The organism is Escherichia sp. Marseille-Q3837, from assembly GCF_916618735.1.
Classification (GTDB): Bacteria; Pseudomonadota; Gammaproteobacteria; order Enterobacterales; family Enterobacteriaceae; genus Escherichia; species Escherichia ruysiae.
Genome location: NZ_CAKAKC010000001.1, coordinates 4,068,695 through 4,092,349, shown reverse-complemented (window position 1 = coordinate 4,092,349; position 23,655 = coordinate 4,068,695). Strand labels below are relative to the sequence as shown.

Annotated in this window: 20 protein-coding genes, 7 tRNA genes and 2 pseudogenes; 8 read left to right on the top strand and 21 right to left on the bottom strand. The window is 51.3% G+C overall.

Translation table 11 applies throughout. From position 1 onward, the window contains the following. Nucleotides 1-75: 75 nt before the first annotated feature. The 3 genes from ybeY to miaB all read right to left on the bottom strand — a co-directional run bounded on the left by ybeY (nucleotide 76) and on the right by miaB (nucleotide 3,157). Nucleotides 76-543, bottom strand: a complete 468-nt coding sequence (ybeY, locus tag LG381_RS19760; RefSeq protein ID WP_000084457.1) for an rRNA maturation RNase YbeY — start codon at nucleotides 541-543, stop codon at nucleotides 76-78. After that, nucleotides 540-1,580: a PhoH family protein gene (locus tag LG381_RS19755; RefSeq protein ID WP_001018040.1), complete on the bottom strand. Its 1,041-nt coding sequence runs from the start codon at nucleotides 1,578-1,580 to the stop codon at nucleotides 540-542. Before LG381_RS19755 ends, ybeY begins: the two co-directional genes overlap by 4 nt. Nucleotides 1,581-1,732: 152 nt before the next feature. Next, nucleotides 1,733-3,157, bottom strand: a complete 1,425-nt coding sequence (miaB, locus tag LG381_RS19750; protein WP_000162740.1) for a tRNA (N6-isopentenyl adenosine(37)-C2)-methylthiotransferase MiaB — start codon at nucleotides 3,155-3,157, stop codon at nucleotides 1,733-1,735. Nucleotides 3,158-3,302: 145 nt separating this feature from the next. Between miaB and ubiF the strand changes: the two genes are divergently transcribed. Beyond that, entirely contained in the window at nucleotides 3,303-4,478 is a 1,176-nt protein-coding gene (gene ubiF, locus LG381_RS19745) for a 3-demethoxyubiquinol 3-hydroxylase (protein WP_225762815.1), read from the top strand. A gap of 153 nt (nucleotides 4,479-4,631) precedes the next feature. On the opposite strand, the gene LG381_RS19740 is transcribed toward ubiF, so the two are convergent. The 8 genes from LG381_RS19740 to asnB form a co-directional block, all read right to left on the bottom strand. Next, nucleotides 4,632-4,706, bottom strand: a tRNA-Gln gene (locus tag LG381_RS19740). A 37-nt stretch (nucleotides 4,707-4,743) separates the two neighbouring features. Continuing rightward, nucleotides 4,744-4,818, bottom strand: a tRNA-Gln gene (locus tag LG381_RS19735). A gap of 48 nt (nucleotides 4,819-4,866) precedes the next feature. Then, a tRNA-Met gene (locus tag LG381_RS19730) sits at nucleotides 4,867-4,943 on the bottom strand. A 15-nt stretch (nucleotides 4,944-4,958) separates the two neighbouring features. After that, nucleotides 4,959-5,033, bottom strand: a tRNA-Gln gene (locus LG381_RS19725). Between the two features lie 34 nt (nucleotides 5,034-5,067). Next, nucleotides 5,068-5,142 (bottom strand) — tRNA-Gln (locus LG381_RS19720). A 23-nt stretch (nucleotides 5,143-5,165) separates the two neighbouring features. Next, nucleotides 5,166-5,250, bottom strand: a tRNA-Leu gene (locus tag LG381_RS19715). A gap of 8 nt (nucleotides 5,251-5,258) precedes the next feature. Then, nucleotides 5,259-5,335 (bottom strand) — tRNA-Met (locus tag LG381_RS19710). A 379-nt stretch (nucleotides 5,336-5,714) separates the two neighbouring features. Next, nucleotides 5,715-7,379, bottom strand: a complete 1,665-nt coding sequence (gene asnB / locus LG381_RS19705; RefSeq protein WP_225762814.1) for an asparagine synthase B — start codon at nucleotides 7,377-7,379, stop codon at nucleotides 5,715-5,717. A 247-nt stretch (nucleotides 7,380-7,626) separates the two neighbouring features. Here asnB and LG381_RS22405 point away from each other — a divergent pair. Further along, nucleotides 7,627-7,725, top strand: a pseudogene (locus LG381_RS22405) (hypothetical protein); the annotation flags it as partial. A 50-nt stretch (nucleotides 7,726-7,775) separates the two neighbouring features. On the opposite strand, the gene nagD reads toward LG381_RS22405, so the two are convergent. From nagD to nagB, 4 genes are all read right to left on the bottom strand, one after another. Further along, a complete protein-coding gene (nagD, locus tag LG381_RS19700) occupies nucleotides 7,776-8,528 on the bottom strand; it encodes a ribonucleotide monophosphatase NagD (RefSeq protein ID WP_000153129.1) in 753 nt (250 codons plus the stop codon). Between the two features lie 47 nt (nucleotides 8,529-8,575). Continuing rightward, the gene (gene nagC, locus LG381_RS19695) at nucleotides 8,576-9,796 is read right to left on the bottom strand and encodes a DNA-binding transcriptional regulator NagC (protein ID WP_000187570.1); all 1,221 of its coding nucleotides are present in this window, start codon (nucleotides 9,794-9,796) and stop codon (nucleotides 8,576-8,578) included. An 8-nt stretch (nucleotides 9,797-9,804) separates the two neighbouring features. Continuing rightward, entirely contained in the window at nucleotides 9,805-10,953 is a 1,149-nt protein-coding gene (gene nagA, locus LG381_RS19690; protein WP_000271146.1) for an N-acetylglucosamine-6-phosphate deacetylase, read from the bottom strand. 61 nt (nucleotides 10,954-11,014) lie between these two features. After that, nucleotides 11,015-11,815, bottom strand: coding sequence for a glucosamine-6-phosphate deaminase (gene nagB, locus LG381_RS19685; RefSeq protein ID WP_001237072.1), 801 nt, complete (start codon nucleotides 11,813-11,815; stop codon nucleotides 11,015-11,017). Between the two features lie 332 nt (nucleotides 11,816-12,147). Here nagB and nagE point away from each other — a divergent pair, with 332 nt between their 5' ends. The 4 genes from nagE (at nucleotide 12,148) to chiQ (ending at nucleotide 18,393) form a co-directional block, all read left to right on the top strand. Next, the gene (gene nagE / locus LG381_RS19680; RefSeq protein ID WP_225762813.1) at nucleotides 12,148-14,094 is read left to right on the top strand and encodes a PTS N-acetyl glucosamine transporter subunit IIABC; all 1,947 of its coding nucleotides are present in this window, start codon (nucleotides 12,148-12,150) and stop codon (nucleotides 14,092-14,094) included. A 267-nt stretch (nucleotides 14,095-14,361) separates the two neighbouring features. Continuing rightward, nucleotides 14,362-16,026, top strand: coding sequence for a glutamine--tRNA ligase (glnS, locus tag LG381_RS19675; RefSeq protein ID WP_225762812.1), 1,665 nt, complete (start codon nucleotides 14,362-14,364; stop codon nucleotides 16,024-16,026). 578 nt (nucleotides 16,027-16,604) lie between these two features. Beyond that, nucleotides 16,605-18,011, top strand: a complete 1,407-nt coding sequence (gene chiP, locus LG381_RS19670; protein WP_001201191.1) for a chitoporin — start codon at nucleotides 16,605-16,607, stop codon at nucleotides 18,009-18,011. A gap of 49 nt (nucleotides 18,012-18,060) precedes the next feature. Continuing rightward, nucleotides 18,061-18,393: a ChiQ/YbfN family lipoprotein gene (gene chiQ, locus LG381_RS19665; RefSeq protein ID WP_105280211.1), complete on the top strand. Its 333-nt coding sequence runs from the start codon at nucleotides 18,061-18,063 to the stop codon at nucleotides 18,391-18,393. Between the two features lie 95 nt (nucleotides 18,394-18,488). Here chiQ and fur read toward each other — a convergent pair whose 3' ends face one another. The 5 genes from fur to ybfF form a co-directional block, all read right to left on the bottom strand. After that, nucleotides 18,489-18,935 (bottom strand): ferric iron uptake transcriptional regulator, encoded by a 447-nt coding sequence (gene fur / locus LG381_RS19660; RefSeq protein WP_000131706.1) that lies wholly within the window; start codon nucleotides 18,933-18,935, stop codon nucleotides 18,489-18,491. Next, nucleotides 18,928-19,014: a fur leader peptide gene (gene uof / locus LG381_RS19655; protein ID WP_001695552.1), complete on the bottom strand. Its 87-nt coding sequence runs from the start codon at nucleotides 19,012-19,014 to the stop codon at nucleotides 18,928-18,930. The genes fur and uof overlap by 8 nt, the downstream gene beginning before the upstream one ends. Before the next feature lie 209 nt (nucleotides 19,015-19,223). Beyond that, nucleotides 19,224-19,754 (bottom strand): flavodoxin FldA, encoded by a 531-nt coding sequence (gene fldA / locus LG381_RS19650; protein ID WP_010346538.1) that lies wholly within the window; start codon nucleotides 19,752-19,754, stop codon nucleotides 19,224-19,226. Between the two features lie 139 nt (nucleotides 19,755-19,893). After that, nucleotides 19,894-20,187, bottom strand: coding sequence for a LexA regulated protein (ybfE, locus tag LG381_RS19645; RefSeq protein WP_024165168.1), 294 nt, complete (start codon nucleotides 20,185-20,187; stop codon nucleotides 19,894-19,896). Between the two features lie 139 nt (nucleotides 20,188-20,326). Next, nucleotides 20,327-21,091 carry an esterase gene (gene ybfF / locus LG381_RS19640; protein ID WP_225762811.1) on the bottom strand — a complete coding sequence of 255 codons (765 nt, stop codon included), beginning with the start codon at nucleotides 21,089-21,091 and terminating at the stop codon, nucleotides 20,327-20,329. Nucleotides 21,092-21,275: 184 nt separating this feature from the next. Here ybfF and seqA point away from each other — a divergent pair, with 184 nt between their 5' ends. Beyond that, nucleotides 21,276-21,821: a replication initiation negative regulator SeqA gene (gene seqA, locus LG381_RS19635; protein WP_001515978.1), complete on the top strand. Its 546-nt coding sequence runs from the start codon at nucleotides 21,276-21,278 to the stop codon at nucleotides 21,819-21,821. 25 nt (nucleotides 21,822-21,846) lie between these two features. Then, the gene (pgm, locus tag LG381_RS19630) at nucleotides 21,847-23,487 is read left to right on the top strand and encodes a phosphoglucomutase (alpha-D-glucose-1,6-bisphosphate-dependent) (RefSeq protein ID WP_001297249.1); all 1,641 of its coding nucleotides are present in this window, start codon (nucleotides 21,847-21,849) and stop codon (nucleotides 23,485-23,487) included. A 53-nt stretch (nucleotides 23,488-23,540) separates the two neighbouring features. On the opposite strand, the pseudogene LG381_RS22400 reads toward pgm, so the two are convergent. Beyond that, a pseudogene (locus LG381_RS22400) lies at nucleotides 23,541-23,639 on the bottom strand (hypothetical protein); the annotation flags it as partial. Nucleotides 23,640-23,655 lie beyond the last annotated feature (16 nt).

Here is a 23,655-nt window from a genome sequence, read left to right as displayed (position 1 = left end):
TCTCATGTTAGTTAATCAAAACGCCGTCGTTAATCACCAACGGCGGGGACGTCTGCCAGTCAAATGCCTGGCAAATTATTCTTTCTCGGCAATGTACGGATCCTCATAGCCCAGAGCAAGCATAATCTCTGTTTCGAGGGCTTCCATCTCTTCTGCTTCGTCATCTTCGATATGATCGTAACCTAACAAATGCAGACTGCCGTGCACCACCATATGCGCCCAATGCGCCTCCAGTGGTTTGCCTTGCTCCTGTGCTTCCTTCTCAACCACCTGACGGCAGATAACCAGATCGCCCAGCAGCGACATCTCCATGCCAGGCGGCACTTCAAACGGGAAGGAGAGCACGTTGGTCGGCTTATCCTTACCGCGATAGGTCAGATTCAGACTGTGGCTTTCGGCGGTATCGACCAGGCGAATAGTCACTTCCGATTCTTCCTGAAACTGCGGGATCACCGCATTCAGCCATGTTTGAAACTGGCTCTCTTCCGGTAGCCCGGAATTATCTTCACATGCCAGTTGTAAATCGAGGATCACCTGACTCATTTTTGTTCCTGTTCTTCGCGCTTGCGTTCTGCCGCCAGCGCCGCTTTACGTTTTTGTTCGGCTTCTTCCCAGGCTTCATAAGCGTTAACGATACGCGCTACCACCGGGTGACGAACCACGTCTTCGCTGTGGAAGAAGTTAAAGCTGATCTCTTCGACATCGGCCAGCACTTCGATGGCATGACGTAAGCCTGATTTAGTATTACGCGGCAGGTCGATCTGTGTGACGTCGCCGGTGATAACCGCTTTTGAGTTAAAACCGATACGGGTCAGGAACATCTTCATCTGTTCGATGGTGGTGTTCTGGCTCTCATCAAGAATGATAAACGCGTCGTTCAGCGTACGACCACGCATATAGGCCAGCGGCGCGACTTCGATAACGTTGCGCTCAATCAGTTTCTCGACTTTCTCAAAGCCCAGCATTTCAAACAGCGCGTCGTACAGCGGGCGCAGATACGGGTCTACTTTCTGGCTTAAATCGCCAGGCAGGAAGCCCAGTTTCTCACCGGCTTCTACTGCCGGACGAGTCAGCAGAATACGGCGAATTTCCTGACGCTCCAGGGCATCAACTGCCGCAGCCACTGCCAGGTAGGTTTTACCCGTACCCGCCGGGCCAACGCCGAAGGTAATGTCATGGTCGAGAATATTGGCGATGTACTGCGCCTGGTTTGGCGTGCGCGGCTTAATTACGCCGCGTTTGGTTTTGATATTGACCGCTTTGCCGTACTCCGGCACGCTCTCCGCGCTTTGCTCCAGTACCCGCGCTTCTTTAATCGCAAGGTGGATCTGTTCCGGTTCGATATCCTGAATCTGACCGCGCATCGGGGCAGTATCGACATACAGGCTACGCAGAATGTCTGCCGCAGCGGTGACGCAAATCGGACGGCCGGTCAGTTTAAAGTGGTTATCGCGGCGATTGATCTCGATGCCGAGACGGCGTTCGAGTTGTTTGATGTTGTCATCAAACGGGCCGCACAGGCTCAACAGACGCGCATTGTCTGCTGGCTCCAGGGTGATTTCGCGAGTGTCTATGTTCAAACCGTTCCTCTTATCTGTATGCCGCCGGAAGCTGAACATTCACCGGCCTATAAGGAAATTATTCACGCCACAGGAAAAAGGCGCAAGCATTGCGATAAAGATGGGGATAAAGAGAGAAAAAACAAGGCCCACCGGAACGGCGGGCCTGAGAATTACGGCTGATAATAACCCACGCCAAGGTCGTTTTCTTTGCGGGTACGGGCAATGACCGATTCCGGTGTTTCTGCCACGCGCAGACCCATTTCATCTTCAGTTCGCACCACTTTACCGCGCAGAGAGTTCGGGTAGACGTCGGTAATTTCTACATCGACGAATTTACCGATCATATCCGGTGTGCCCTCGAAGTTGACCACGCGGTTATTTTCTGTACGTCCAGAAAGCTCCATGATGCTCTTACGCGACGTACCTTCTACCAGAATACGCTGGGTGGTGCCGAGCATCCGGCGGCTCCATGCCATCGCTTGCTGATTAATACGTTCTTGTAGAATATACAGACGCTGCTTCTTCTCTTCTTCCGGAACATCATCAACCATGTCGGCGGCTGGTGTACCCGGACGTGCAGAGAAGATAAAGCTGTAGCTCATGTCGAAATTGACGTCGGCAATCAGCTTCATCGTTTTCTCGAAGTCTTCGGTGGTTTCGCCAGGGAAGCCAACGATGAAGTCAGAACTGATCTGAATATCCGGACGCGCCGCACGCAGCTTACGGATGATCGCTTTGTACTCCAGCGCCGTATGGGTACGTCCCATCAGGTTCAGAATGCGATCGGAACCGCTCTGTACCGGCAGATGCAGGAAGCTCACCAGCTCCGGTGTATCGCGATACACTTCGATAATATCGTCGGTAAATTCGATCGGATGGCTGGTGGTAAAGCGAATACGATCGATCCCGTCGATCGCTGCAACCAGACGCAGCAGATCGGCAAACGATCCAGTGGTGCCGTCGTAGTTTTCACCACGCCAGGCGTTCACGTTCTGACCGAGCAGGTTGACTTCACGCACGCCCTGAGCCGCAAGCTGGGCAATCTCAAACAGAATATCGTCGGATGGACGGCTTACCTCTTCACCACGGGTGTAAGGCACCACGCAGTAGGTGCAATATTTATTGCAGCCTTCCATGATGGAGACAAATGCGGTCGGCCCTTCGGCGCGCGGTTCCGGCAGACGGTCAAACTTCTCAATTTCCGGGAAGCTGATATCTACAACCGGGCTGCGGTCGCCGCGCACAGAGTTGATCATCTCCGGCAGACGGTGCAGCGTTTGCGGCCCAAAAATTATATCGACATAGTGGGCGCGCTGGCGAATGTGCTCGCCTTCTTGCGATGCCACGCAGCCACCGACGCCGATAATCAGGTCTGGATTCTTCTCTTTTAACAGTTTCCAGCGACCCAACTGATGGAAGACTTTTTCCTGAGCCTTCTCGCGGATTGAGCAGGTGTTCAGCAGCAGCACATCCGCTTCTTCCGCCACGTCGGTCAGTTGATAGCCGTGGGTGGCATCCAGCAGATCGGCCATCTTCGATGAATCGTACTCGTTCATCTGACAGCCCCAGGTTTTAATATGGAGTTTTTTGGTCATCGACTTGCTCTTGCGAAATAGTAGCCAGGAATGCAGGGCGCATAGTGTAATGCTTTGCTGCCGTTGTGACCAGTATGAGCGTTATCAGCCCTTGGGGGTAAAAATCCTGTAAACTTAAAGCATATTGCTAACAGGATGATTGACCATGACAAATCAACCAACGGAAATTGCCATTGTCGGCGGAGGAATGGTCGGCGGCGCACTGGCGCTGGGGCTGGCACAGCACGGATTTGCGGTAACGGTTATCGAACATGCAGAGCCCGCGCCGTTTGTCGCAGGCAGTGAGCCGGACGTGCGGATCTCGGCGATCAGCGCGGCTTCGGTATCATTGCTTAAAGGGTTAGGGGTCTGGGATGCGGTACAGGCCATGCGTTGCCATCCTTATCGCAGACTGGAAACCTGGGAGTGGGAAACCGCGCATGTGGTGTTTGACGCAGCTGAATTAAAGCTGCCGTTGCTTGGCTATATGGTGGAAAACACCGTCCTGCAACAGGCGCTGTGGCAGGCGCTGGAAGCGCATCCGAAAGTAACGTTACGTGTGCCAACCTCGCTGATTGCGCTGCATCGCCATAATGATCTTCAGGAGCTGGAACTGAAGGGCGGTGAAACGATCCGCGCGAAACTGGTGATTGGTGCCGACGGCGCAAATTCGCAGGTGCGGCAGATGGCGGGAATTGGCGTTCATGCCTGGCAGTATGCGCAGTCGTGTATGTTGATTAGCGTACAGTGTGAGAACGATCCCGGCGACAGCACCTGGCAGCAATTTACCCCGGACGGACCGCGTGCGTTTCTGCCATTGTTTGATAACTGGGCATCGCTGGTGTGGTATGACTCTCCGGCGCGTATTCGCCAGTTGCAGAATATGAATATGGCGCAGCTCCAGACGGAAATCGCGAAGCATTTCCCGTCGCGTCTGGGTTATGTGACACCGCTTGCCGCTGGTGCGTTTCCGCTGACGCGTCGCCATGCGTTGCAGTATGTGCAGCCAGGGCTTGCGCTGGTGGGCGATGCCGCGCATACCATCCACCCGCTGGCGGGGCAGGGGGTGAATCTTGGTTATCGTGATGTCGATGCCCTGATTGATGTTTTGGTCAATGCGCGCAGTCATGGGGAAGCATGGGCCAGTTATCCAATCCTCAAGCGTTACCAGATGCGGCGCATGGCGGATAACTTCATTATGCAAAGCGGTATGGATCTGTTTTATGCCGGATTCAGCAATAATCTGCCGCCGCTGCGTTTTGTGCGTAATCTCGGGTTAATGGCGGCAGAGCGTGCTGGCGTGTTGAAACGTCAGGCGCTGAAATATGCGTTAGGATTATAGCCTTACAACATTGCCGGATGCATGCCAACCGTAGGTCGGATAAGACGCGGCAGCGTCGCATCCGACATTGAAGGATAAGACGTGTCAACATCGCATCCGACATTGAATATACGCAGAAAAGCAAAAAGCTCGCCGAAGCGAGCTTTTTTAATGTGGCTGGGGTACGAGGATTCGAACCTCGGAATGCCGGAATCAGAATCCGGTGCCTTACCGCTTGGCGATACCCCAACAGGGCGCACTTACAAAGTAAGCGACTTGAATAAATTGGCTGGGGTACGAGGATTCGAACCTCGGAATGCCGGAATCAGAATCCGGTGCCTTACCGCTTGGCGATACCCCAACAAATTGGTTTTTGAATTTGCCGAACCTATTCGACACATTCAGAATTTGGTGGCTACGACGGGATTCGAACCTGTGACCCCATCATTATGAGTGATGTGCTCTAACCAACTGAGCTACGTAGCCAGATTGTTTCTTCGATGGCTGGGGTACCTGGATTCGAACCAGGGAATGCCGGTATCAAAAACCGGTGCCTTACCGCTTGGCGATACCCCAATAACCGGGCGGTGAACCGCTTACTCGAAGAAGATGGCTGGGGTACCTGGATTCGAACCAGGGAATGCCGGTATCAAAAACCGGTGCCTTACCGCTTGGCGATACCCCATCCGTACAACGCTTTCTGGTGAATGGTGCGGGAGGCGAGACTTGAACTCGCACACCTTGCGGCGCCAGAACCTAAATCTGGTGCGTCTACCAATTTCGCCACTCCCGCAAAAAAGATGGTGGCTACGACGGGATTCGAACCTGTGACCCCATCATTATGAGTGATGTGCTCTAACCAACTGAGCTACGTAGCCATCTTTTTTTCGCGATACCTTATCGGCGTTGCGGGGCGCATTATGCGTATAGAGCCTTGCAGCGTCAACCTCTTTTTCAAGGAAAATTGCTCGAAAGTGACTGTTTGGTTAGGTTGCGAACAGCGTGGCGCTATATTCGTCAATTATTGTTTACTTTGTGTTTTTTCCCCACCCTACAGCCATTCTTTTGTCGTACAGGATGAAATTCGGAATTCAACAATAGTGGTGGGAAATTAATCTATGAAGTACTGGCCTACAGTGATGAATTGTCAAACAGTGATGTGGCAAATCCGGAACATTTCCTCACTGCGTATCAGAATCAACAAGCTCCCCAGTAACTGAAATTGCCCCGGAATTCTCCGGGGCGTTAATACACTTCTTATTTATATGCCGACTGGTGAACGCCGACCGCGCGGCCAGACGGATCGTCCATTTTCTTGAACGCTTCATCCCACTCGATCGCTTTGGCAGAAGAACAGGCGACGGATGGGCCGCCCGGTACGCACTCAGCGGCGCTCGGAAGCGGGAACAATTCTTCAAAGATTTCCCGGTACAGATACGCTTCTTTTGAGGTCGGTGTGTTGTACGGGAAGCGGAAGCGGGCGGTTTCCAGTTGTTGATCAGAAACTTGCTGCGCCGCCACTTCTTTCAGGGTGTCGATCCAGCTATAACCGACGCCATCCGAGAACTGCTCTTTCTGCCGCCAGGCCACGCTTGCGGGCAAATACGATTCAAAACATTCACGCAGGATGTGTTTTTCCATTTTGCCGTTACCGCACATTTTATCCTGTGGGTTAATACGCATCGCCACATCAAGGAATTTTTTGTCGAGGAACGGAACGCGTGCTTCCACGCCCCAGGCTGACATCGCTTTGTTGGCGCGCGCGCAGTCATACATATGTAGAGCCAGCAGTTTACGTACTGTCTCTTCATGTAGCTCTTTGGCGTTCGGCGCTTTGTGGAAGTAAAGATAACCACCAAACACTTCGTCAGAACCTTCACCGGACAGCACCATTTTAATGCCCATCGCCTTGATCTTACGCGACATTAAATACATCGGTGTTGAAGCACGAATAGTCGTCACGTCATACGTTTCGATGTGGTAAATCACGTCGCGGATGGCATCGAGACCTTCCTGTACGGTGAAGTGAATTTCATGATGTACAGTACCCAGATGGTTTGCCACTTCCTGTGCCGCTTTCAGATCCGGTGAACCCGGCAGACCCACGGCAAAAGAGTGCAACTGCGGCCACCAGGCTTCGGAACGTTCCTGATCTTCCACGCGACGGGCGGCGTATTTCTTGGTGATAGCGGAAATAATTGAGGAATCCAGACCACCAGAGAGCAGCACACCGTAAGGCACATCAGACATCAGATGGTTTTTCACGGAATCTTCCAGTGCCTGACGTAGCTCGTTTTTGTCGGTCACGTTATCTTTCACCGCATCGTAGTCGAACCAGTCACGGTGATAATAAGAACGGATTTCGCCGTCCTGACTCCACAAATAGCTCCCCGCCGGGAACTCTTTAATCGTGCGGCAAACCGGCACGAGGGCTTTCATTTCTGAGGCCACATACAGCTGACCGTGTTCGTCATAGCCCATATACAGCGGGATGATCCCCAGATGATCGCGACCAATCAGGTAGGCATCTTTTTCGCTGTCGTACAGGGCAAAGGCAAACATGCCCTGCAAGTCGTCGAGAAATTCCGCCCCTTTTTCCTGATATAGCGCGAGGATCACTTCGCAGTCAGACCCGGTCTGGAACTGGTAACGATCGCCATACTCAGCACGCAGTGCCTGGTGGTTGTAGATTTCACCGTTTACTGCCAGCACATGAGTTTTTTGTTGGTTGTAGAGAGGTTGCGCCCCCGCGTTAACGTCAACAATTGACAGACGTTCGTGAGCGAGAATGGCGTTATCGCTGGCATAAATACCGGACCAGTCCGGGCCACGATGACGCATCAGGCGTGACAGCTCGAGTGCTTTTTTACGCAGTTCAACTGCGTCTGTTTTGATATCGAATACGCCAAAAATTGAACACATAACCTTCTCCGTTAACCTGGTATTTGTTGCTTGTTGTGTTTGCTTGTTTAAAAAAATGCCGCAAAGCAGCACTGTGCGCAAGCGATTTGGCGGTGGAAAAATAAAAAACGTAATGGTGATTGCTGATTGATGAAAAAGGGTAGGGTATGGTGGCGTGTTTATTGATGAATCGATAATTTTTAGCGGGTTTTATTGAATGGTTATATTTTACGGGGGCCAAATTGCTGACAAAGTGCGATTTGTTCATGCCGGATGCGGCGTGAACGCCTTATCCGGCCTACAAAAGCATGAAAATTCAATGTATTGCAGGAGCTGCGTAGGCCTGATAAGCGTAGCGCATCAGGCAGTTTGGCGTTTGTCATCAGAGCCAACCACGTCCGCAGACGTGGGTGGTATTCAGATAACGTCGATTTCAGCGACCGACGGGTAAATCCAGCTGGGGCGGAACGGCATACTGTCGATATCGTCGAGCGACGAAACACCAGAAAGCACAAGAATCGTTTCCAGACCTGCCTGGAAGCCCGCCAGAATATCGGTACGCAGGTTATCGCCGACAATCACCGTTTCTTCTGAATGCGCCTGCATTTTGTTTAATGCCGCGCGGATGATCCACGGACTTGGCTTACCGACATAAAACGGTTTGCGCCCGGAGATTTTCTCAATCCCTGCACACAACGCGCCGCAGGCGGGATAAAAACCGCGCCCGTGAGTATCCGGGTTGGTGGCGATAAAGCGCGCACCGTTGGCGACGAAATACGCCGCTTTATGCATCATGTCCCAGTTGTAGGAGCGCGTTTCGCCAACAATCACAAAATCAGGATTCACATCGGTAATAGTGAAACCGGCTTTGTACAGCTCATGGATCAGCGCGCCTTCGCCCACTACATACGCTTTTTTACCTTCCTGGCGACGCAGGAAATCGGCGGTCGCCATCGCGGAGGTATAAAACACGCTGTCCGGTACATCGACACCGGCAGTGGCAAAGCGGTTCGCCAGATCTTGCCCGGTCTGCGAAGGATAGTTGGTCAGCAACACCAGCGGCAGGCCTTTATCCATAATCCCGTGCAAAAATTCCGCTGCACCTGGTACGGCGACATTATCGTGCATCAGCACGCCGTCGATATCGCAAATTACATTTTTAATGGTCATGGACTACCCAGAATATTGACAACAATAAGCGCCACTATAAAAGCACATTAATTTTCCAGCAAATGCTGGAGCAAAATACCGTTGAGCATGGCGCGTTTTACCAGCGCAAAAGCGCCGATTGCTGAGCGGTGATCCAGCTCAGAACGTACCACCGGCAGATTAGTGCGAAATGCCTTCAGCGCCTGGGTATTAATGCAGCTTTCAATAGCAGGGAGCAGCACTTTATCGGCTTCGGTGATTTCACCGGCAATAACAATTTTTTGCGGATTAAATAAGTTGATAGCAATGGCGATGGTTTTACCCAGATGACGACCGACATACTCAATCACTTCCGACGCCAGACCGTCACCTTTGTTCGCGGCTTTGCAGATAGTTTTGATGGTGCAGTCGTCCAGTGGCACACGGCTCTGGTAGCCCTGCTTTAATAAATTCAACACCCGTTGTTCAATGGCAGCGTTGGCAGCGATAGTTTCCAGACAACCAAAGTTGCCGCAGTGGCAGCGTTCACCCAGCGGTTCGACCTGAATATGACCAATTTCACCGACGTTGCCGTTGCGACCGATAAAAATGCGCCCGTTAGAGATGATTCCAGCCCCCGTTCCGCGATGCACGCGCACCAGAATGGAGTCTTCGCAATCCTGACTTGCACCGAAGTAGTGCTCTGCCAGCGCCAGACTACGGATATCGTGGCCGACAAAACAGGTCACTTTAAAACGCTCTTCCAGTGCTTCTACCAGCCCCCAGTTTTCCACCTGAATATGCGGCATGTAATGAATTTTGCCGCTGTCCGGGTCAACAAGCCCAGGCAGGATCACGGAAATCGCGATCAGCTCGCGCAGTTTGCGCTGGTAGCTATCAATAAACTGAGCAATGGCATTCAGCAGGGCATGTTCCAGCGTCTGCTGGGTTCGTTCAGGCAGCGGGTAATGTTCTTCTGCCAGCACTTTGCTACTGAGATCAAACAGGGTGATGGTGGCATCGTGACGACCAAGTCGTACGCCGATAGCGTGGAAATTACGAGTTTCAGTGACGATGGAGATAGCGCGGCGGCCTCCGGTGGAGGCCTGCTGATCGACTTCTTTGATCAGCCCGCGCTCGATAAGCTGACGTGTAATTTTGGTTACGCTGGCGGGGGCAAGCTGGCTTTGCTCAGCAATCTGAATTCGCGAGATTGGCCCGAACTGGTCAATCAGGCGATAAACCGCCGCGCTGTTAAGCTGTTTTACGAGATCAACATTACCTATCTGAGCTTGTCCGCCTGGTGTCATACTTTCTCTTATTGAGTTACGACCTCGTTACCATTAACGATGGTCTTAGTGATTTTAAAATCAGGTGTGAATGCGGTCAGGTTGGCCACTTTGCCTGCGGCGAGCGTGCCGAGACGTTTTTCAACGCCAATTGCACGTGCCGGGTAGAGCGTCGCCATACGCAAAACTTCATCCAGTGCGATACCGCAATGTTCGACCAGATTGCGCACGCCTTCAATCATGGTTAAGGATGAACCACTTAACGTACCATTTTCATCCACACAAAGTCCGTTGCGGTAGTATATTGTTTTACCCGCAAAAATGAACTGTTCAATATTGGCGCCTGCTGGTGCAGTAGCGTCGGTGACCAGACACAGTTTGTCGCCTTTCAGACGCTTGGCGTTGCGGATGTTAGCGTAATCAACGTGCAAGCCATCGGCAATAATACCGCAATAAATGTCGGCGTCATCGAGGATCGCGCCCGCCAGACCTGGCTCGCGACCGGTAATATACGGCATCGCGTTGTACAGATGGGTGGCAAAGGTAATCCCTGCGCGGAAACCGGCTTTCGCTTCTTTCAGTGTTGCGTTGGAGTGACCGGCAGAAACTACAATCCCGGCATTTGCCAGTTTGCTGATCACTTCCGCAGGAACCATTTCCGGTGCCAGGGTAACTTTAGTAATCACATCAGCGTTTTCGCACAGGAAATCAACCAGCGCAGCATCGGGTTTACGCACGAAGTTCGGGTTATGAGTGCCTTTTTTCACCAGGTTCAGCCACGGACCTTCCAGATGCAAACCTAGCGCCTGGTTCGGATGGTTTGCCAGGTACTCGCGCATTACGCGCACACCCTGTTTCATCAGGTCATCGCTGGTGGTGATAAGCGTTGGCAGATAGTTAGTACAGCCAGATTTCTCATTGGCTTTTTGCATGATTTCCAGCGTTTCAACGCTTACCGCTTCCGCAGTATCGTTGAACTGTACGCCGCCGCAGCCGTTTAACTGCACATCAATAAAACCGGGGGAGAGAATGGCTCCGTTCAGTGAACGTTGTTCAATCTCTGGCGGCAGTTCCGCTACCGGACAGACACTTTTAATCAGGCCATCAGCGATAACAACCGCGTGGTCATCAAGAAATTCGTGACCGGTAAAGATCCGGCCCTGGGTTAATGCATACATTCCGACCCCCGATTTTAAAAATAATATTGCCCTGAGCAAGGTGTCAGGGCAGGGATAACAATTACAGACCTTTGATATTTTCTGCTTCTAATTCATTGAAATATCTTAAAGTCTTAACTTTCAGCTCCATGGTGGAAGGTTCATCGCACACCATGATCGCTTTCGGATGCAGTTGCAGACAGCTGATGGTCCACATATGGTTAACGCAACCTTCAACTGCGGCTTGCAGCGCCAGTGCTTTCTGGCTACCCAGAACCAGAATCATCACTTCTTCGGCATCCAGCAATGTACCAACACCGACAGTCAGAGCATATTTTGGCACCTGATTGACATCGTTATCAAAGAAACGAGAGTTAGCAACGCGAGTGTCATGAGTCAGGGTTTTGATACGGGTGCGAGAAGCCAGGGAGGAGGCTGGTTCGTTAAATGCGATGTGACCGTCGTTACCTACGCCGCCCATAAACAGATGAATTTTACCGTAAGAGCGGATTTTTTCTTCATACTGGCGGCACTCGGCGTCGATATCCGGGGCGTTACCGTTGAGAAGGTTGATATTTTCTGCTGGAATATCAACGTGATCGAAGAAGTTACGGTGCATAAAGCTGTAGTAGCTTTCCGGATGCTCTTTTGGCAGACCGACATATTCATCCATGTTGAAGGTGACAACGTGCTTAAAGCTGACCTGGCCTGCTTTATGCATTTCGACTAACGCTTTATAGGTGGTCATTGGTGTGCCGCCGGTCGGCAGACCGAGCACGAACGGACGATCGGCAGTCGGTTTGAACGCGTTGATACGATTAACGATATGGCGAGCAGCCCATTTGCCGACCTGTTCAGCGGTAGTCAGGGGGATCAGTCTCATTATTCACCTCAATAAGTAAAATGTAAGCCGTTGGCGGATTAGGCATCTTTAAGCGTAACCTGGATTTGCGCAGACAGGCGTCAATCCGACCTGATTTTTTGAATGATAAAATAAGTTTTCTGGTTTAGCCAGTAAAAGGGAGTGATGATAACGATATTTGGTGACAAAACTCACAAAAGACACGCGTTTAATTTGCGGTACGAATTAATTTTTTACACACTCTGTAGCAGATGATCTAACAATATGATTACAGAACATCGGCAGTACAGTTTGCAGCAAAATAAAAATACGGCGTTAAACAAGCCAAATAGGGTTCTCGTAGGGGGAATAAGATGAATATTTTAGGGTTTTTCCAGCGACTCGGTAGGGCGTTACAGCTCCCTATCGCAGTACTGCCGGTGGCGGCGCTGTTGCTGCGATTCGGTCAGCCAGATTTACTTAACGTTGCGTTTATTGCCCAGGCGGGCGGCGCGATTTTTGATAACCTCGCATTAATCTTCGCCATCGGCGTGGCATCCAGCTGGTCCAAAGACAGCGCAGGTGCGGCGGCGCTGGCGGGTGCGGTAGGTTACTTTGTGTTAACCAAAGCGATGGTGACCATCAACCCGGAAATCAATATGGGTGTACTGGCGGGTATCATTACCGGCCTGGTCGGTGGTGCAGCCTATAACCGTTGGTCCGATATTAAACTGCCGGACTTCCTGAGCTTTTTCGGCGGCAAACGTTTTGTGCCGATTGCCACTGGCTTCTTCTGCTTGGTATTGGCGGCTATTTTTGGTTATGTCTGGCCACCGGTGCAGCACGCTATTCATGCTGGTGGTGAATGGATCGTTTCTGCGGGCGCGCTGGGTTCCGGTATCTTTGGTTTCATCAACCGTCTGCTGATCCCAACTGGTCTGCATCAGGTACTGAACACCATTGCCTGGTTCCAGATTGGTGAATTTACCAACGCGGCAGGGACGGTTTTCCACGGCGACATCAACCGCTTCTATGCCGGTGACGGCACTGCGGGGATGTTCATGTCCGGCTTCTTCCCGATCATGATGTTTGGTCTGCCGGGTGCGGCACTGGCGATGTACTTCGCAGCACCGAAAGAGCGTCGTCCGATGGTTGGCGGGATGCTGCTTTCCGTTGCTATCACCGCGTTCCTGACTGGTGTTACCGAGCCGCTGGAATTCCTGTTCATGTTCCTTGCGCCGCTGCTGTACCTCCTGCACGCACTGTTGACCGGTATCAGCCTGTTTGTGGCGACGCTGCTGGGTATTCACGCGGGCTTCTCTTTCTCTGCGGGCGCCATCGACTATGCGTTGATGTATAACCTGCCGGCAGCCAGCCAGAACGTCTGGATGCTGCTGGTGATGGGCGTTATCTTCTTCGTTATCTACTTTGTGGTATTCAGTGCAGTTATCCGCATGTTCAACCTGAAAACGCCAGGCCGTGAAGATAAAGAAGACGAAATTGTTACTGAAGAAGCCAACAGCAACACTGAAGAAGGTCTGACTCAACTGGCGACCAACTATATTGCTGCGGTTGGCGGTAGCGACAACCTGAAAGCGATTGACGCCTGTATTACCCGTCTGCGCCTGACGGTGGGTGACTCAGCCCGCGTCAACGATGCGATGTGTAAACGTCTGGGGGCTTCTGGGGTGGTGAAACTGAACAAACAAACCATCCAGGTGATTGTTGGTGCGAAAGCGGAATCTATCGGTGATGCGATGAAGAAAGTCGTTGCTCGTGGCCCGGTAGCTGCTGCTTCTGCTGAAGCGGCTCCGGCAACTGCCGCGCCGGCAGCAAAACCACAGGCTGTACCAAATGTAGTGTCTATCGCTGAGCTGGTATCGCCGATTACTGGTGATGTTGTCGCACTGGATCAGGTGCCAGACGAAGCGTTCGCCAGCAAAGCGGTGGGCGACGGTGTAGCGGTGAAACCGACGGATAAAATCGTTGTATCACCAGCCGCAGGGACTATCGTAAAAATCTTCAACACCAACCACGCGTTCTGCCTGGAAACCGAAAAAGGCGCGGAGATCGTCGTCCACATGGGTATCGACACCGTGGCGCTGGAAGGTAAAGGCTTTAAGCGTTTGGTGGAAGAGGGGGCGCAGGTAAGTGCAGGGCAACCGATTCTGGAAATGGATCTGGATTACCTGAATGCTAACGCTCGTTCGATGATTAGCCCGGTGGTTTGCAGCAATATCGACGATTTCAGCGGTCTGATCATTAAAGCCCAGGGTCATGTTGTGGCGGGTCAAACGCCGCTGTATGAAATCAAAAAGTAATCTGTTTCATGCCTGATGCGACGCTTGACGCGTCTTATCAGGCCTACAAAAGCTCAGTGTAGGTTGGATAAGACGCACCAGCGTCGCATCCAACAATGACACAGGGGTGGCAAAAGCGGCAGATATCATCTTCGCCGCTTTTTTTTTCATCAATCATCCCCATAATCTCAGTGAGATTTTCTATTTTCTCTAACTAACAGTTGTCAGCCTGTCCCGCTTATAAGATCATACGCCGTTATACGTTGTTTACGCTTTGAGGAATCCACGATGAGTGAGGCAGAAGCCCGCCCGACTAACTTTATTCGTCAGATCATTGATGAAGATCTGGCCAGTGGCAAGCACACCACAGTACACACCCGTTTCCCGCCAGAACCAAATGGCTATCTGCATATTGGTCATGCGAAATCTATCTGCCTGAACTTCGGGATCGCCCAGGACTATAAAGGCCAGTGCAACCTGCGTTTCGACGACACTAACCCGGTAAAAGAAGATATCGAGTACGTAGAGTCGATCAAAAACGACGTTGAATGGTTAGGTTTTCACTGGTCTGGTAACGTTCGTTACTCCTCCGACTATTTTGATCAGCTCCATGCCTATGCGATCGAATTGATCAATAAAGGCCTGGCGTATGTCGATGAACTGACGCCGGAACAGATCCGCGAATACCGTGGCACCCTGACGCAGCCGGGTAAAAACAGTCCGTACCGCGACCGTAGCGTTGAAGAGAACCTGGCGCTGTTCGAAAAAATGCGTACCGGTGGTTTTGAAGAAGGTAAAGCCTGCCTGCGTGCGAAAATCGACATGGCTTCGCCGTTTATCGTGATGCGCGATCCGGTGCTGTACCGCATTAAATTTGCTGAACACCACCAGACTGGCAACAAGTGGTGCATCTACCCGATGTACGACTTCACCCACTGCATCAGCGATGCGCTGGAAGGTATTACGCACTCTCTGTGTACGCTTGAGTTCCAGGACAACCGTCGTCTGTATGACTGGGTTCTGGACAACATCACCATTCCTGTTCATCCGCGCCAGTACGAATTCTCGCGCCTGAATCTGGAATACACCGTGATGTCCAAGCGTAAGCTGAACCAGTTGGTGACCGACAAGCACGTTGAAGGCTGGGATGACCCGCGTATGCCGACCATTTCCGGTCTGCGTCGTCGTGGTTACACTGCGGCTTCTATTCGTGAGTTCTGCAAACGCATCGGCGTGACCAAGCAGGACAACACCATTGAGATGGCATCTCTGGAATCCTGTATTCGTGAAGATCTCAACGAAAACGCGCCGCGCGCAATGGCGGTTATCGATCCGGTGAAACTGGTTATCGAAAACTATCAGGGCGAAGGCGAAATGGTCACTATGCCGAACCATCCGAACAAACCGGAAATGGGTAGCCGTCAGGTGCCGTTTAGCGATGAGATTTGGATCGATCGCGCCGATTTCCGCGAAGAAGCTAACAAGCAGTACAAGCGTCTGGTGCTGGGTAAAGAAGTGCGTCTGCGTAATGCTTACGTGATTAAAGCAGAACGCGTGGAGAAAGATGCCGAAGGCAATATCACCACCATCTTCTGTACTTACGATGCCGACACTTTAAGCAAAGATCCGGCTGATGGTCGTAAAGTGAAAGGCGTTATTCACTGGGTAAGCGCGGCACATGCGCTGCCGGTTGAAATCCGCCTGTACGATCGTCTGTTCAGCGTGCCGAATCCAGGCGCTGCGGATGATTTCCTGTCGGTGATTAACCCTGAATCACTGGTCATCAAACAGGGCTTTGCTGAACCGTCTCTGAAAGACGCGGTTGCGGGTAAAGCGTTCCAGTTTGAGCGTGAAGGTTACTTCTGCCTCGACAGCCGCCATTCCACTGCGGAAAAACCGGTATTTAACCGCACCGTTGGGCTGCGTGATACCTGGGCGAAGGTTGGCGAGTAATTTTAAGTTCTACCAGGCCGGGTGAAGCGTTTACGTCGCATCCGGCAATAAATAGACAATAAATTTCAAATGCTAAATTGCCTGATGCGCTTCGCTTATCAGGCCTACATGATCTCTGCAATATATTGAATTTGCGTGCTTTTGTAGGTCGGATAAGGCGTTTACGCCACATCCGGCATGAAACATACAAACAATCCCAAACGCCGCGCTCTGCGGCGTTTTTTCTGCTTATCATCGCGAATTAATTCCGCTTCGCAATTTATCCGTAAAATAAATTTAAAAACACAAATCATAATTAAATAAAATGTAACCGCTTTCATCCTACTGGAAAGCCACATATTTTTTCTTCTACAAACTCTTCTGCTGCAAACTTAAATCCTGTAACAAAAATCATCAAAATATGTGCGGTTGCTCATGTTCTTACATTCTCGTTACAGAAAGAGATTGATAATTCGCGTCGCGAAAAATAGTCTGTTCCTGTAGTCAGCGAGACTTTTCTCAACGCTACTTTTTTAATTTTTATTTTTTTCGCTGTTCACCTGTGGTGCAGCAATTTATACGTCAAAGAGGATTAACCCATGCGTGCGTTTAGTGGCAAACGTAGTACGCTGGCGCTGGCTATCGCCGGTGTTACAGCAATGTCGGGCTTTATGGCAATGCCGGAGGCTCGCGCCGAAGGATTCATCGACGATTCAACCTTAACCGGCGGTATCTATTACTGGCAGCGTGAACGCGACCGTAAAGATGTTACCGACGGTGACAAATACAAAACCAACCTTTCTCACTCCACCTGGAACGCCAACCTCGATTTTCAGTCTGGTTATGCTGCTGATATGTTCGGCCTTGATATTGCCGCATTTACGGCGATTGAAATGGCAGAAAACGGCGACAGCTCTCACCCGAACGAAATCGCGTTTTCAAAAAGTAATAAAGCCTATGACGAAGACTGGTCCGGCGATAAAAGCGGTATAAGCCTGTATAAAGCAGCGGCCAAATTTAAATACGGTCCGGTGTGGGCGAGGGCTGGTTATATTCAGCCAACCGGTCAGACGCTGTTAGCGCCGCACTGGAGCTTTATGCCGGGTACTTATCAGGGTGCGGAAGCCGGGGCGAATTTTGATTACGGCGATGCCGGTGCGTTGAGTTTCTCCTACATGTGGACCAACGAATACAAAGCGCCGTGGCATCTGGAAATGGATGAGTTTTATCAGAACGATAAGACTACCAAAGTTGATTATCTGCACTCCCTCGGGGCGAAGTACGACTTCAAAAATAACTTCGTACTGGAAGCGGCGTTTGGTCAGGCGGAAGGGTATATCGATCAATATTTTGCCAAAGCCAGCTATAAATTTGATATCGCCGGTAGCCCGTTAACCACCAGCTACCAGTTCTACGGTACGCGCGACAAAGTTGACGATCGCAGCGTCAACGATCTTTATGACGGCACCGCCTGGCTGCAGGCGTTGACCTTTGGCTACCGGGCGGCTGACGTAGTGGATTTGCGCCTCGAAGGCACCTGGGTTAAAGCCGATGGTCAGCAGGGATACTTCCTGCAACGTATGACCCCAACCTACGCTTCCTCGAACGGTCGCCTGGATATCTGGTGGGATAACCGCTCTGACTTTAACGCCAACGGCGAAAAAGCGGTCTTCTTCGGTGCGATGTATGACCTGAAAAACTGGAATCTTCCCGGCTTCGCCATCGGCGCTTCCTACGTTTATGCATGGGATGCCAAACCAGCGACATGGCAGAGCAATCCGGATGCGTACTACGACAAAAACCGGACTATCGAAGAGTCTGCTTACAGTCTGGATGCGGTCTACACCATTCAGGACGGTCGCGCCAAGGGCACGATGTTCAAACTGCATTTCACCGAATACGACAACCACTCCGACATCCCAAGCTGGGGGGGCGGTTACGGCAACATCTTCCAGGATGAGCGTGACGTGAAATTCATGGTTATCGCGCCGTTCACTATCTTCTGATGCCCGACGCGGCAGGTATTTCGCCTGCCGCGCGTTTGAGGAATTTGCTATGAAAAAACTGATTCTCATCACCATGATGGCATCGGGGCTGGTGGCTTGTGCGCAATCAACCGCGCCACAGGAAGACAGTCGTCTGAAAGAAGCTTACAGCGCCTGCATCAACACAGCACAAGGCTCGCCGGAAAAAATTGAGGCCTGCCAGAGCGTGTTAAACGTGCTGAAGAAAGAGAAACAACATCAGCAGTTTGCCGACCAGGAAAGTGTGCGGGTACTGGATTATCAGCAGTGTCTGCGCGCAACGCAAACCGGTAACGACCAGGCAGTGAAAGCCGATTGCGATAAAGTCTGGCAGGAAATTCGCAGTAATAACGCTACGCAGTAAAAACAAAAAAAGCGAGGGCTGTAACTCTCGCTTGTTCTTATTTCCCTGGTATAAAAAAGCCAACCCGCAGGTTGGCTTTTCTCGTTCAGGCTGACTTATTTGCCTTCGTGCGCGTGCTCATCTTCGCGGCAATCGCCTTCGGCGCAGTGACCGTAAAGATAGAGACTATGGTTAGTCAGGCGAATACCATGTTTCGCGGCGATTTCACGCTGACGCGCTTCGATAGATTCATCACTAAATTCAATAACCTTGCCGCAGTCGAGGCAGATCAGGTGATCGTGATGATGTTGCTGGGTCAGTTCAAATACGGATTTACCGCCTTCAAAATTGTGGCGGGTGACGATACCGGCATCGTCAAACTGGTTCAGTACGCGATATACCGTAGCCAGACCAATTTCTTCACCCATATCGATCAGACGTTTATATAAATCTTCCGCACTGACGTGATGGTTGTCCGGCTCCTGAAGAACTTCCAGGATTTTTAAACGAGGAAGCGTTACTTTCAGGCCAGCTTTCTTTAGGGCGGTATTGTTATCAGTCATGCGGAATCTGTCCTGTTACTAAGCGGTTCACTTCATTAGGAGAAGTGACAGAATTTGCTCTTGAGATAATGCGTATCATTATAGAATTGCCACGCCTAAATGAAAACTACAAGTCCCTGGCAAATATTGTTAATAAAAACGTGGCTTAGCTTACATTTACATCGGCAAGGCCACTTCAATACTGGAACATTGTACAGGTACTACGGCAAAAGTTACAAATTTGTAGCAATTATTTTGATTGGCATTATCTATTAATACGGCGTAGACATTAGCCTACACCGCATCACATCAGGCGTTGATAATTTCGTCGAGATGCAGCTCTTCAGAAATTTGCTTAACCCATTTTTCCACGCGTTCAGCGGTCAGTTCCGGCTGACGGTCTTCGTCAATAGCCAGGCCGACAAAGTGATCGTCATCTGCCAGACCTTTTGATGCTTCGAAATGGTAGCCCGCAGTTGGCCAGTGACCCACGATAGTCGCGCCGCGCGGTTCGATGATGTCACGGATAGTGCCTAATGCATCACAGAAATATTCGGCGTAATCTTCCTGGTCGCCACAGCCAAACAGGGCAACCAGTTTACCATTGAAATCAATCTCTTCGAGAGTCGGGAAGAAGTCGTCCCAGTCACACTGTGCTTCGCCGTAATACCAGGTTGGGATACCCAGCAGCAGAATGTCATAAGCTTCCAGATCTTCTTTGCTGCTTTTTGCAATGTCATGGACATCGGCAACGTCTTTACCAAGCTGTTTTTGAATCATTTTTGCGATATTTTCGGTATTACCGGTGTCGCTGCCGAAAAAGATGCCAGTGATAGCCATGAGTGAAATAACCTCTTGAAACTTATTGAAATGGGGGTGGCAAATTGCCCACGGATAAAGGCAATCATAGCAGAACAGGCAGTCTTGCGGAATCAGCAAACGGGCAGGACTGCACACTGTGCTACATGAAAGTGGAAATTTAAACGATGCCTTGACTACGCAGTGCCGCCAACTGCTGCATCAAAATCTCTTCGATCAGTTCGCTACGGCTCATATTGCGCGACTCTGCCAGCTCATTCAGCGCCTCGACAGCTTCCGCGTTCAGCTTCAGTTCGACACGCTTAAGACCACGTACTTTGTCGCGTTTTAGCTGGTTGCGTTTATTAATACGCAGCTGTTCATCGCGCGAAAGCGGATTGGTTTTCGGTCGTCCCGGTCGACGCTCGTGCGCGAACAGATCTAATGTCGTACGGTCCGTTTGTTCTTTGGCCATGATCTTGGTGACTTCGGGGGAAACAATCAGCCGGGCGTCTGCCCGGATGGATAGCGCGCCATAATACATCAGCGCGATGAGTCACGCCAACGCCCACGCGCGGAAAGCGACGCGGACGCTGGGTTTTTAATCAGTTGCGTTAATCATTGAGATAGCGACGGATGGCGCGCAGTACCGCATCAGGTTTTTCGGCGTGTACCCAGTGACCCGCACCCGCAATCACATGCGCCCGTGCCTGCGGGAATTGCGCCAGTAAATCATCACGATATTGTTCAGTGACATACGGTGAATTACCGCCGGGGATAAACAGGGCAGGGTGATCCCATGCCGGGATTTTCTCCCAGCCAACAATATGCGGATACTGATCCCACAACACTGGCACGTTAAAACGCCATTCACCATCAACGTAAGATTTCAGCAGAAACTGAATCACCCCTTCTTCATTCAGATGTTGGCGCATCACCGTTGCTGCCTGCTGTCGTGTTTGCGCGCTGGATTCGCTGACGGCGTTGATGGCGGCGAAAATCTCATCATGACGACGCACGTGATAATCAACCGGCGCAATATCGATCGCCACCAGCTTATCGATGCGATCGGGGGCTAGTGCAGTTAGCGCCATAACGGCTTTACCGCCCATAGAGTGACCGATAAACGTCGCTTTTTCGATCTGTTGTGCATCCAGCGTATCCAGCAGATCTTGCGCCATTGTTGGATAATTCATCACAGGATCGCGCGGTGAAAGTCCGTGGTTACGCATATCGACCTGGATAATATTGTGGTCGCTCACCAGGTCGCGCGCCAGAACGCCGAGGTTGTCGAGACTACCAAACAAACCGTGGACGAGGACGATGGGAGAATTATTATGCTGGTTTTGTGCAGATTGCGCGCGGATATTCAATTTCATGGCAAAGTTCTTTTTTTCGCGAAGTCGGGTTAGGGTATTATGTTGACCATTGTGCCACAGGGCTGCAACAAATAAGGTTTAATCCGAGTTTTTCTGCAAGCCAGGCTTGACGCTATCCGCTGCCGGGATTTATTCATATACTCCTGGCGACTTGTATTCAGCTAAGACACCGCACTGGATTAAGATGAAAACGATTGAAGTTGATGATGAACTCTACAGCTATATTGCCAGCCACACTAAGCATATCGGCGAGAGCGCATCCGACATTTTACGGCGCATGTTGAAATTTTCCGCCGCATCACAGCCTGCTGCTCCGGTGACGAAAGAGGTTCGCATTGCGTCGCCTGCTATCGTCGAAGCGAAGCCGATCAAAACGATTAAAGACAAAGTACGCGCAATGCGTGAACTTCTGCTTTCCGATGAATACGCAGAGCAGAAGCGCGCGGTCAACCGCTTTATGCTGCTGTTGTCTACACTATATTCTCTTGACGCTCAGGCGTTTGCCGAGGCAACGGAATCGTTGCACGGTCGCACGCGCGTTTACTTTGCGGCAGATGAACAAACGCTGCTGAAAAATGGTAATCAGACCAAGCCGAAACATGTGCCAGGCACGCCGTATTGGGTGATCACCAACACTAACACCGGCCGTAAATGCAGCATGATCGAACACATCATGCAGTCGATGCAATTCCCGGCGGAATTGATTGAGAAGGTTTGCGGAACTATCTAAAACGTTGCAGATAAAGGACAAAGCAATGGCAATCCACAATCGTGCAGGTCAACCTGCACAACAGAGTGATTTGATTAACGTCGCCCAACTGACGGCGCAATATTATGTACTGAAACCAGAAGCAGGGAATGCGGAGCATGCGGTGAAATTCGGTACTTCCGGTCACCGTGGCAGTGCAGCGCGCCACAGCTTTAACGAGCCGCACATTCTGGCAATCGCTCAGGCAATTGCTGAAGAACGTGCGAAAAACGGCATCACTGGCCCTTGCTATGTGGGTAAAGATACTCACGCCCTGTCCGAACCTGCGTTCATTTCCGTACTGGAAGTGCTGGCAGCGAACGGTGTAGACGTTATTGTGCAGGAAAACAATGGCTTCACTCCGACGCCTGCCGTTTCCAATGCCATTCTGGTTCACAACAAAAAAGGTGGCCCGCTGGCAGATGGTATCGTGATTACGCCGTCCCATAACCCGCCGGAAGATGGTGGTATCAAATACAACCCGCCAAATGGTGGCCCGGCTGATACCAACGTCACTAAAGTGGTGGAAGACAGAGCTAACGCACTGCTGGCCGATGGCCTGAAAGGCGTGAAGCGTATCTCCCTCGACGAAGCGATGGCATCCGGTCATGTGAAAGAGCAGGATCTGGTGCAGCCGTTTGTGGAAGGTCTGGCGGATATCGTTGATATGGCGGCGATTCAGAAAGCTGGCCTGACGCTGGGCGTTGATCCGCTGGGCGGTTCCGGTATCGAATACTGGAAGCGCATTGGCGAATATTACAACCTCAACCTGACCATCGTTAACGATCAGGTCGATCAAACCTTCCGCTTTATGCACCTCGATAAAGACGGCGCGATCCGTATGGACTGCTCTTCTGAGTGTGCGATGGCGGGTCTGCTGGCGCTGCGTGATAAGTTCGATCTGGCGTTTGCTAACGACCCGGATTATGACCGTCACGGCATCGTCACTCCTGCAGGTTTGATGAATCCAAACCATTACCTGGCGGTGGCAATCAACTACCTGTTCCAGCATCGTCCGCAGTGGGGCAAAGATGTTGCCGTGGGTAAAACGCTGGTTTCTTCTGCGATGATCGACCGCGTGGTCAACGATTTGGGGCGCAAGCTGGTAGAAGTACCGGTAGGCTTCAAATGGTTTGTTGATGGTCTGTTCGACGGTAGCTTCGGCTTTGGCGGTGAAGAGAGCGCGGGGGCTTCCTTCCTGCGTTTCGACGGTACGCCGTGGTCAACCGATAAAGACGGCATCATCATGTGTCTGCTGGCTGCGGAAATTACCGCAGTCACCGGTAAGAACCCGCAGGAACACTACAACGAACTGGCGAAACGCTTTGGTGCGCCGAGCTACAACCGCTTGCAGGCAGCTGCGACTTCCGCACAAAAAGCGGCGCTGTCTAAGCTGTCTCCGGAAATGGTGAGCGCCAGCACCCTGGCAGGTGACCCAATTACCGCGCGCCTGACTGCTGCTCCGGGCAACGGTGCTTCTATTGGCGGTCTGAAAGTGATGACTGACAACGGCTGGTTCGCCGCGCGTCCGTCAGGCACGGAAGACGCATACAAGATCTACTGCGAAAGCTTCCTCGGTGAAGAACATCGCAAGCAGATCGAGAAAGAAGCAGTCGAGATTGTTAGCGAAGTTCTGAAAAACGCGTAAACATATTAAATAAGAAAAAGGGCGGTCGGAAGATCGCCCTTTTTACTTATGACTGCCTGATGCGCTACGCTTATCAGGCCTACGAGGATAGTGCAATCTATTGAATTTACGCTATTTTGTAGGCCGGATAAGGCGTTCACGCCGCATCCGGCATGAACAACGAGCACT

Bases quoted from the DNA above. Each gene is read 5' to 3' on its own strand.
- ybeY (WP_000084457.1), bottom strand. From the start codon at position 543: ATGAGTCAGGTGATCCTCGATTTACAACTGGCATGTGAAGATAATTCC.
- miaB (WP_000162740.1), bottom strand. From the start codon at position 3,157: ATGACCAAAAAACTCCATATTAAAACCTGGGGCTGTCAGATGAACGAG.
- ubiF (WP_225762815.1), top strand. From the start codon at position 3,303: ATGACAAATCAACCAACGGAAATTGCCATTGTCGGCGGAGGAATGGTC.
- asnB (WP_225762814.1), bottom strand. From the start codon at position 7,379: ATGTGTTCAATTTTTGGCGTATTCGATATCAAAACAGACGCAGTTGAA.
- nagD (WP_000153129.1), bottom strand. From the start codon at position 8,528: ATGACCATTAAAAATGTAATTTGCGATATCGACGGCGTGCTGATGCAC.
- nagC (WP_000187570.1), bottom strand. From the start codon at position 9,796: ATGACACCAGGCGGACAAGCTCAGATAGGTAATGTTGATCTCGTAAAA.
- nagA (WP_000271146.1), bottom strand. From the start codon at position 10,953: ATGTATGCATTAACCCAGGGCCGGATCTTTACCGGTCACGAATTTCTT.
- nagB (WP_001237072.1), bottom strand. From the start codon at position 11,815: ATGAGACTGATCCCCCTGACTACCGCTGAACAGGTCGGCAAATGGGCT.
- nagE (WP_225762813.1), top strand. From the start codon at position 12,148: ATGAATATTTTAGGGTTTTTCCAGCGACTCGGTAGGGCGTTACAGCTC.
- glnS (WP_225762812.1), top strand. From the start codon at position 14,362: ATGAGTGAGGCAGAAGCCCGCCCGACTAACTTTATTCGTCAGATCATT.
- chiP (WP_001201191.1), top strand. From the start codon at position 16,605: ATGCGTGCGTTTAGTGGCAAACGTAGTACGCTGGCGCTGGCTATCGCC.
- chiQ (WP_105280211.1), top strand. From the start codon at position 18,061: ATGAAAAAACTGATTCTCATCACCATGATGGCATCGGGGCTGGTGGCT.
- fur (WP_000131706.1), bottom strand. From the start codon at position 18,935: ATGACTGATAACAATACCGCCCTAAAGAAAGCTGGCCTGAAAGTAACG.
- uof (WP_001695552.1), bottom strand. From the start codon at position 19,014: ATGATACGCATTATCTCAAGAGCAAATTCTGTCACTTCTCCTAATGAA.
- fldA (WP_010346538.1), bottom strand. From the start codon at position 19,754: ATGGCTATCACTGGCATCTTTTTCGGCAGCGACACCGGTAATACCGAA.
- ybfE (WP_024165168.1), bottom strand. From the start codon at position 20,187: ATGGCCAAAGAACAAACGGACCGTACGACATTAGATCTGTTCGCGCAC.
- ybfF (WP_225762811.1), bottom strand. From the start codon at position 21,091: ATGAAATTGAATATCCGCGCGCAATCTGCACAAAACCAGCATAATAAT.
- seqA (WP_001515978.1), top strand. From the start codon at position 21,276: ATGAAAACGATTGAAGTTGATGATGAACTCTACAGCTATATTGCCAGC.
- pgm (WP_001297249.1), top strand. From the start codon at position 21,847: ATGGCAATCCACAATCGTGCAGGTCAACCTGCACAACAGAGTGATTTG.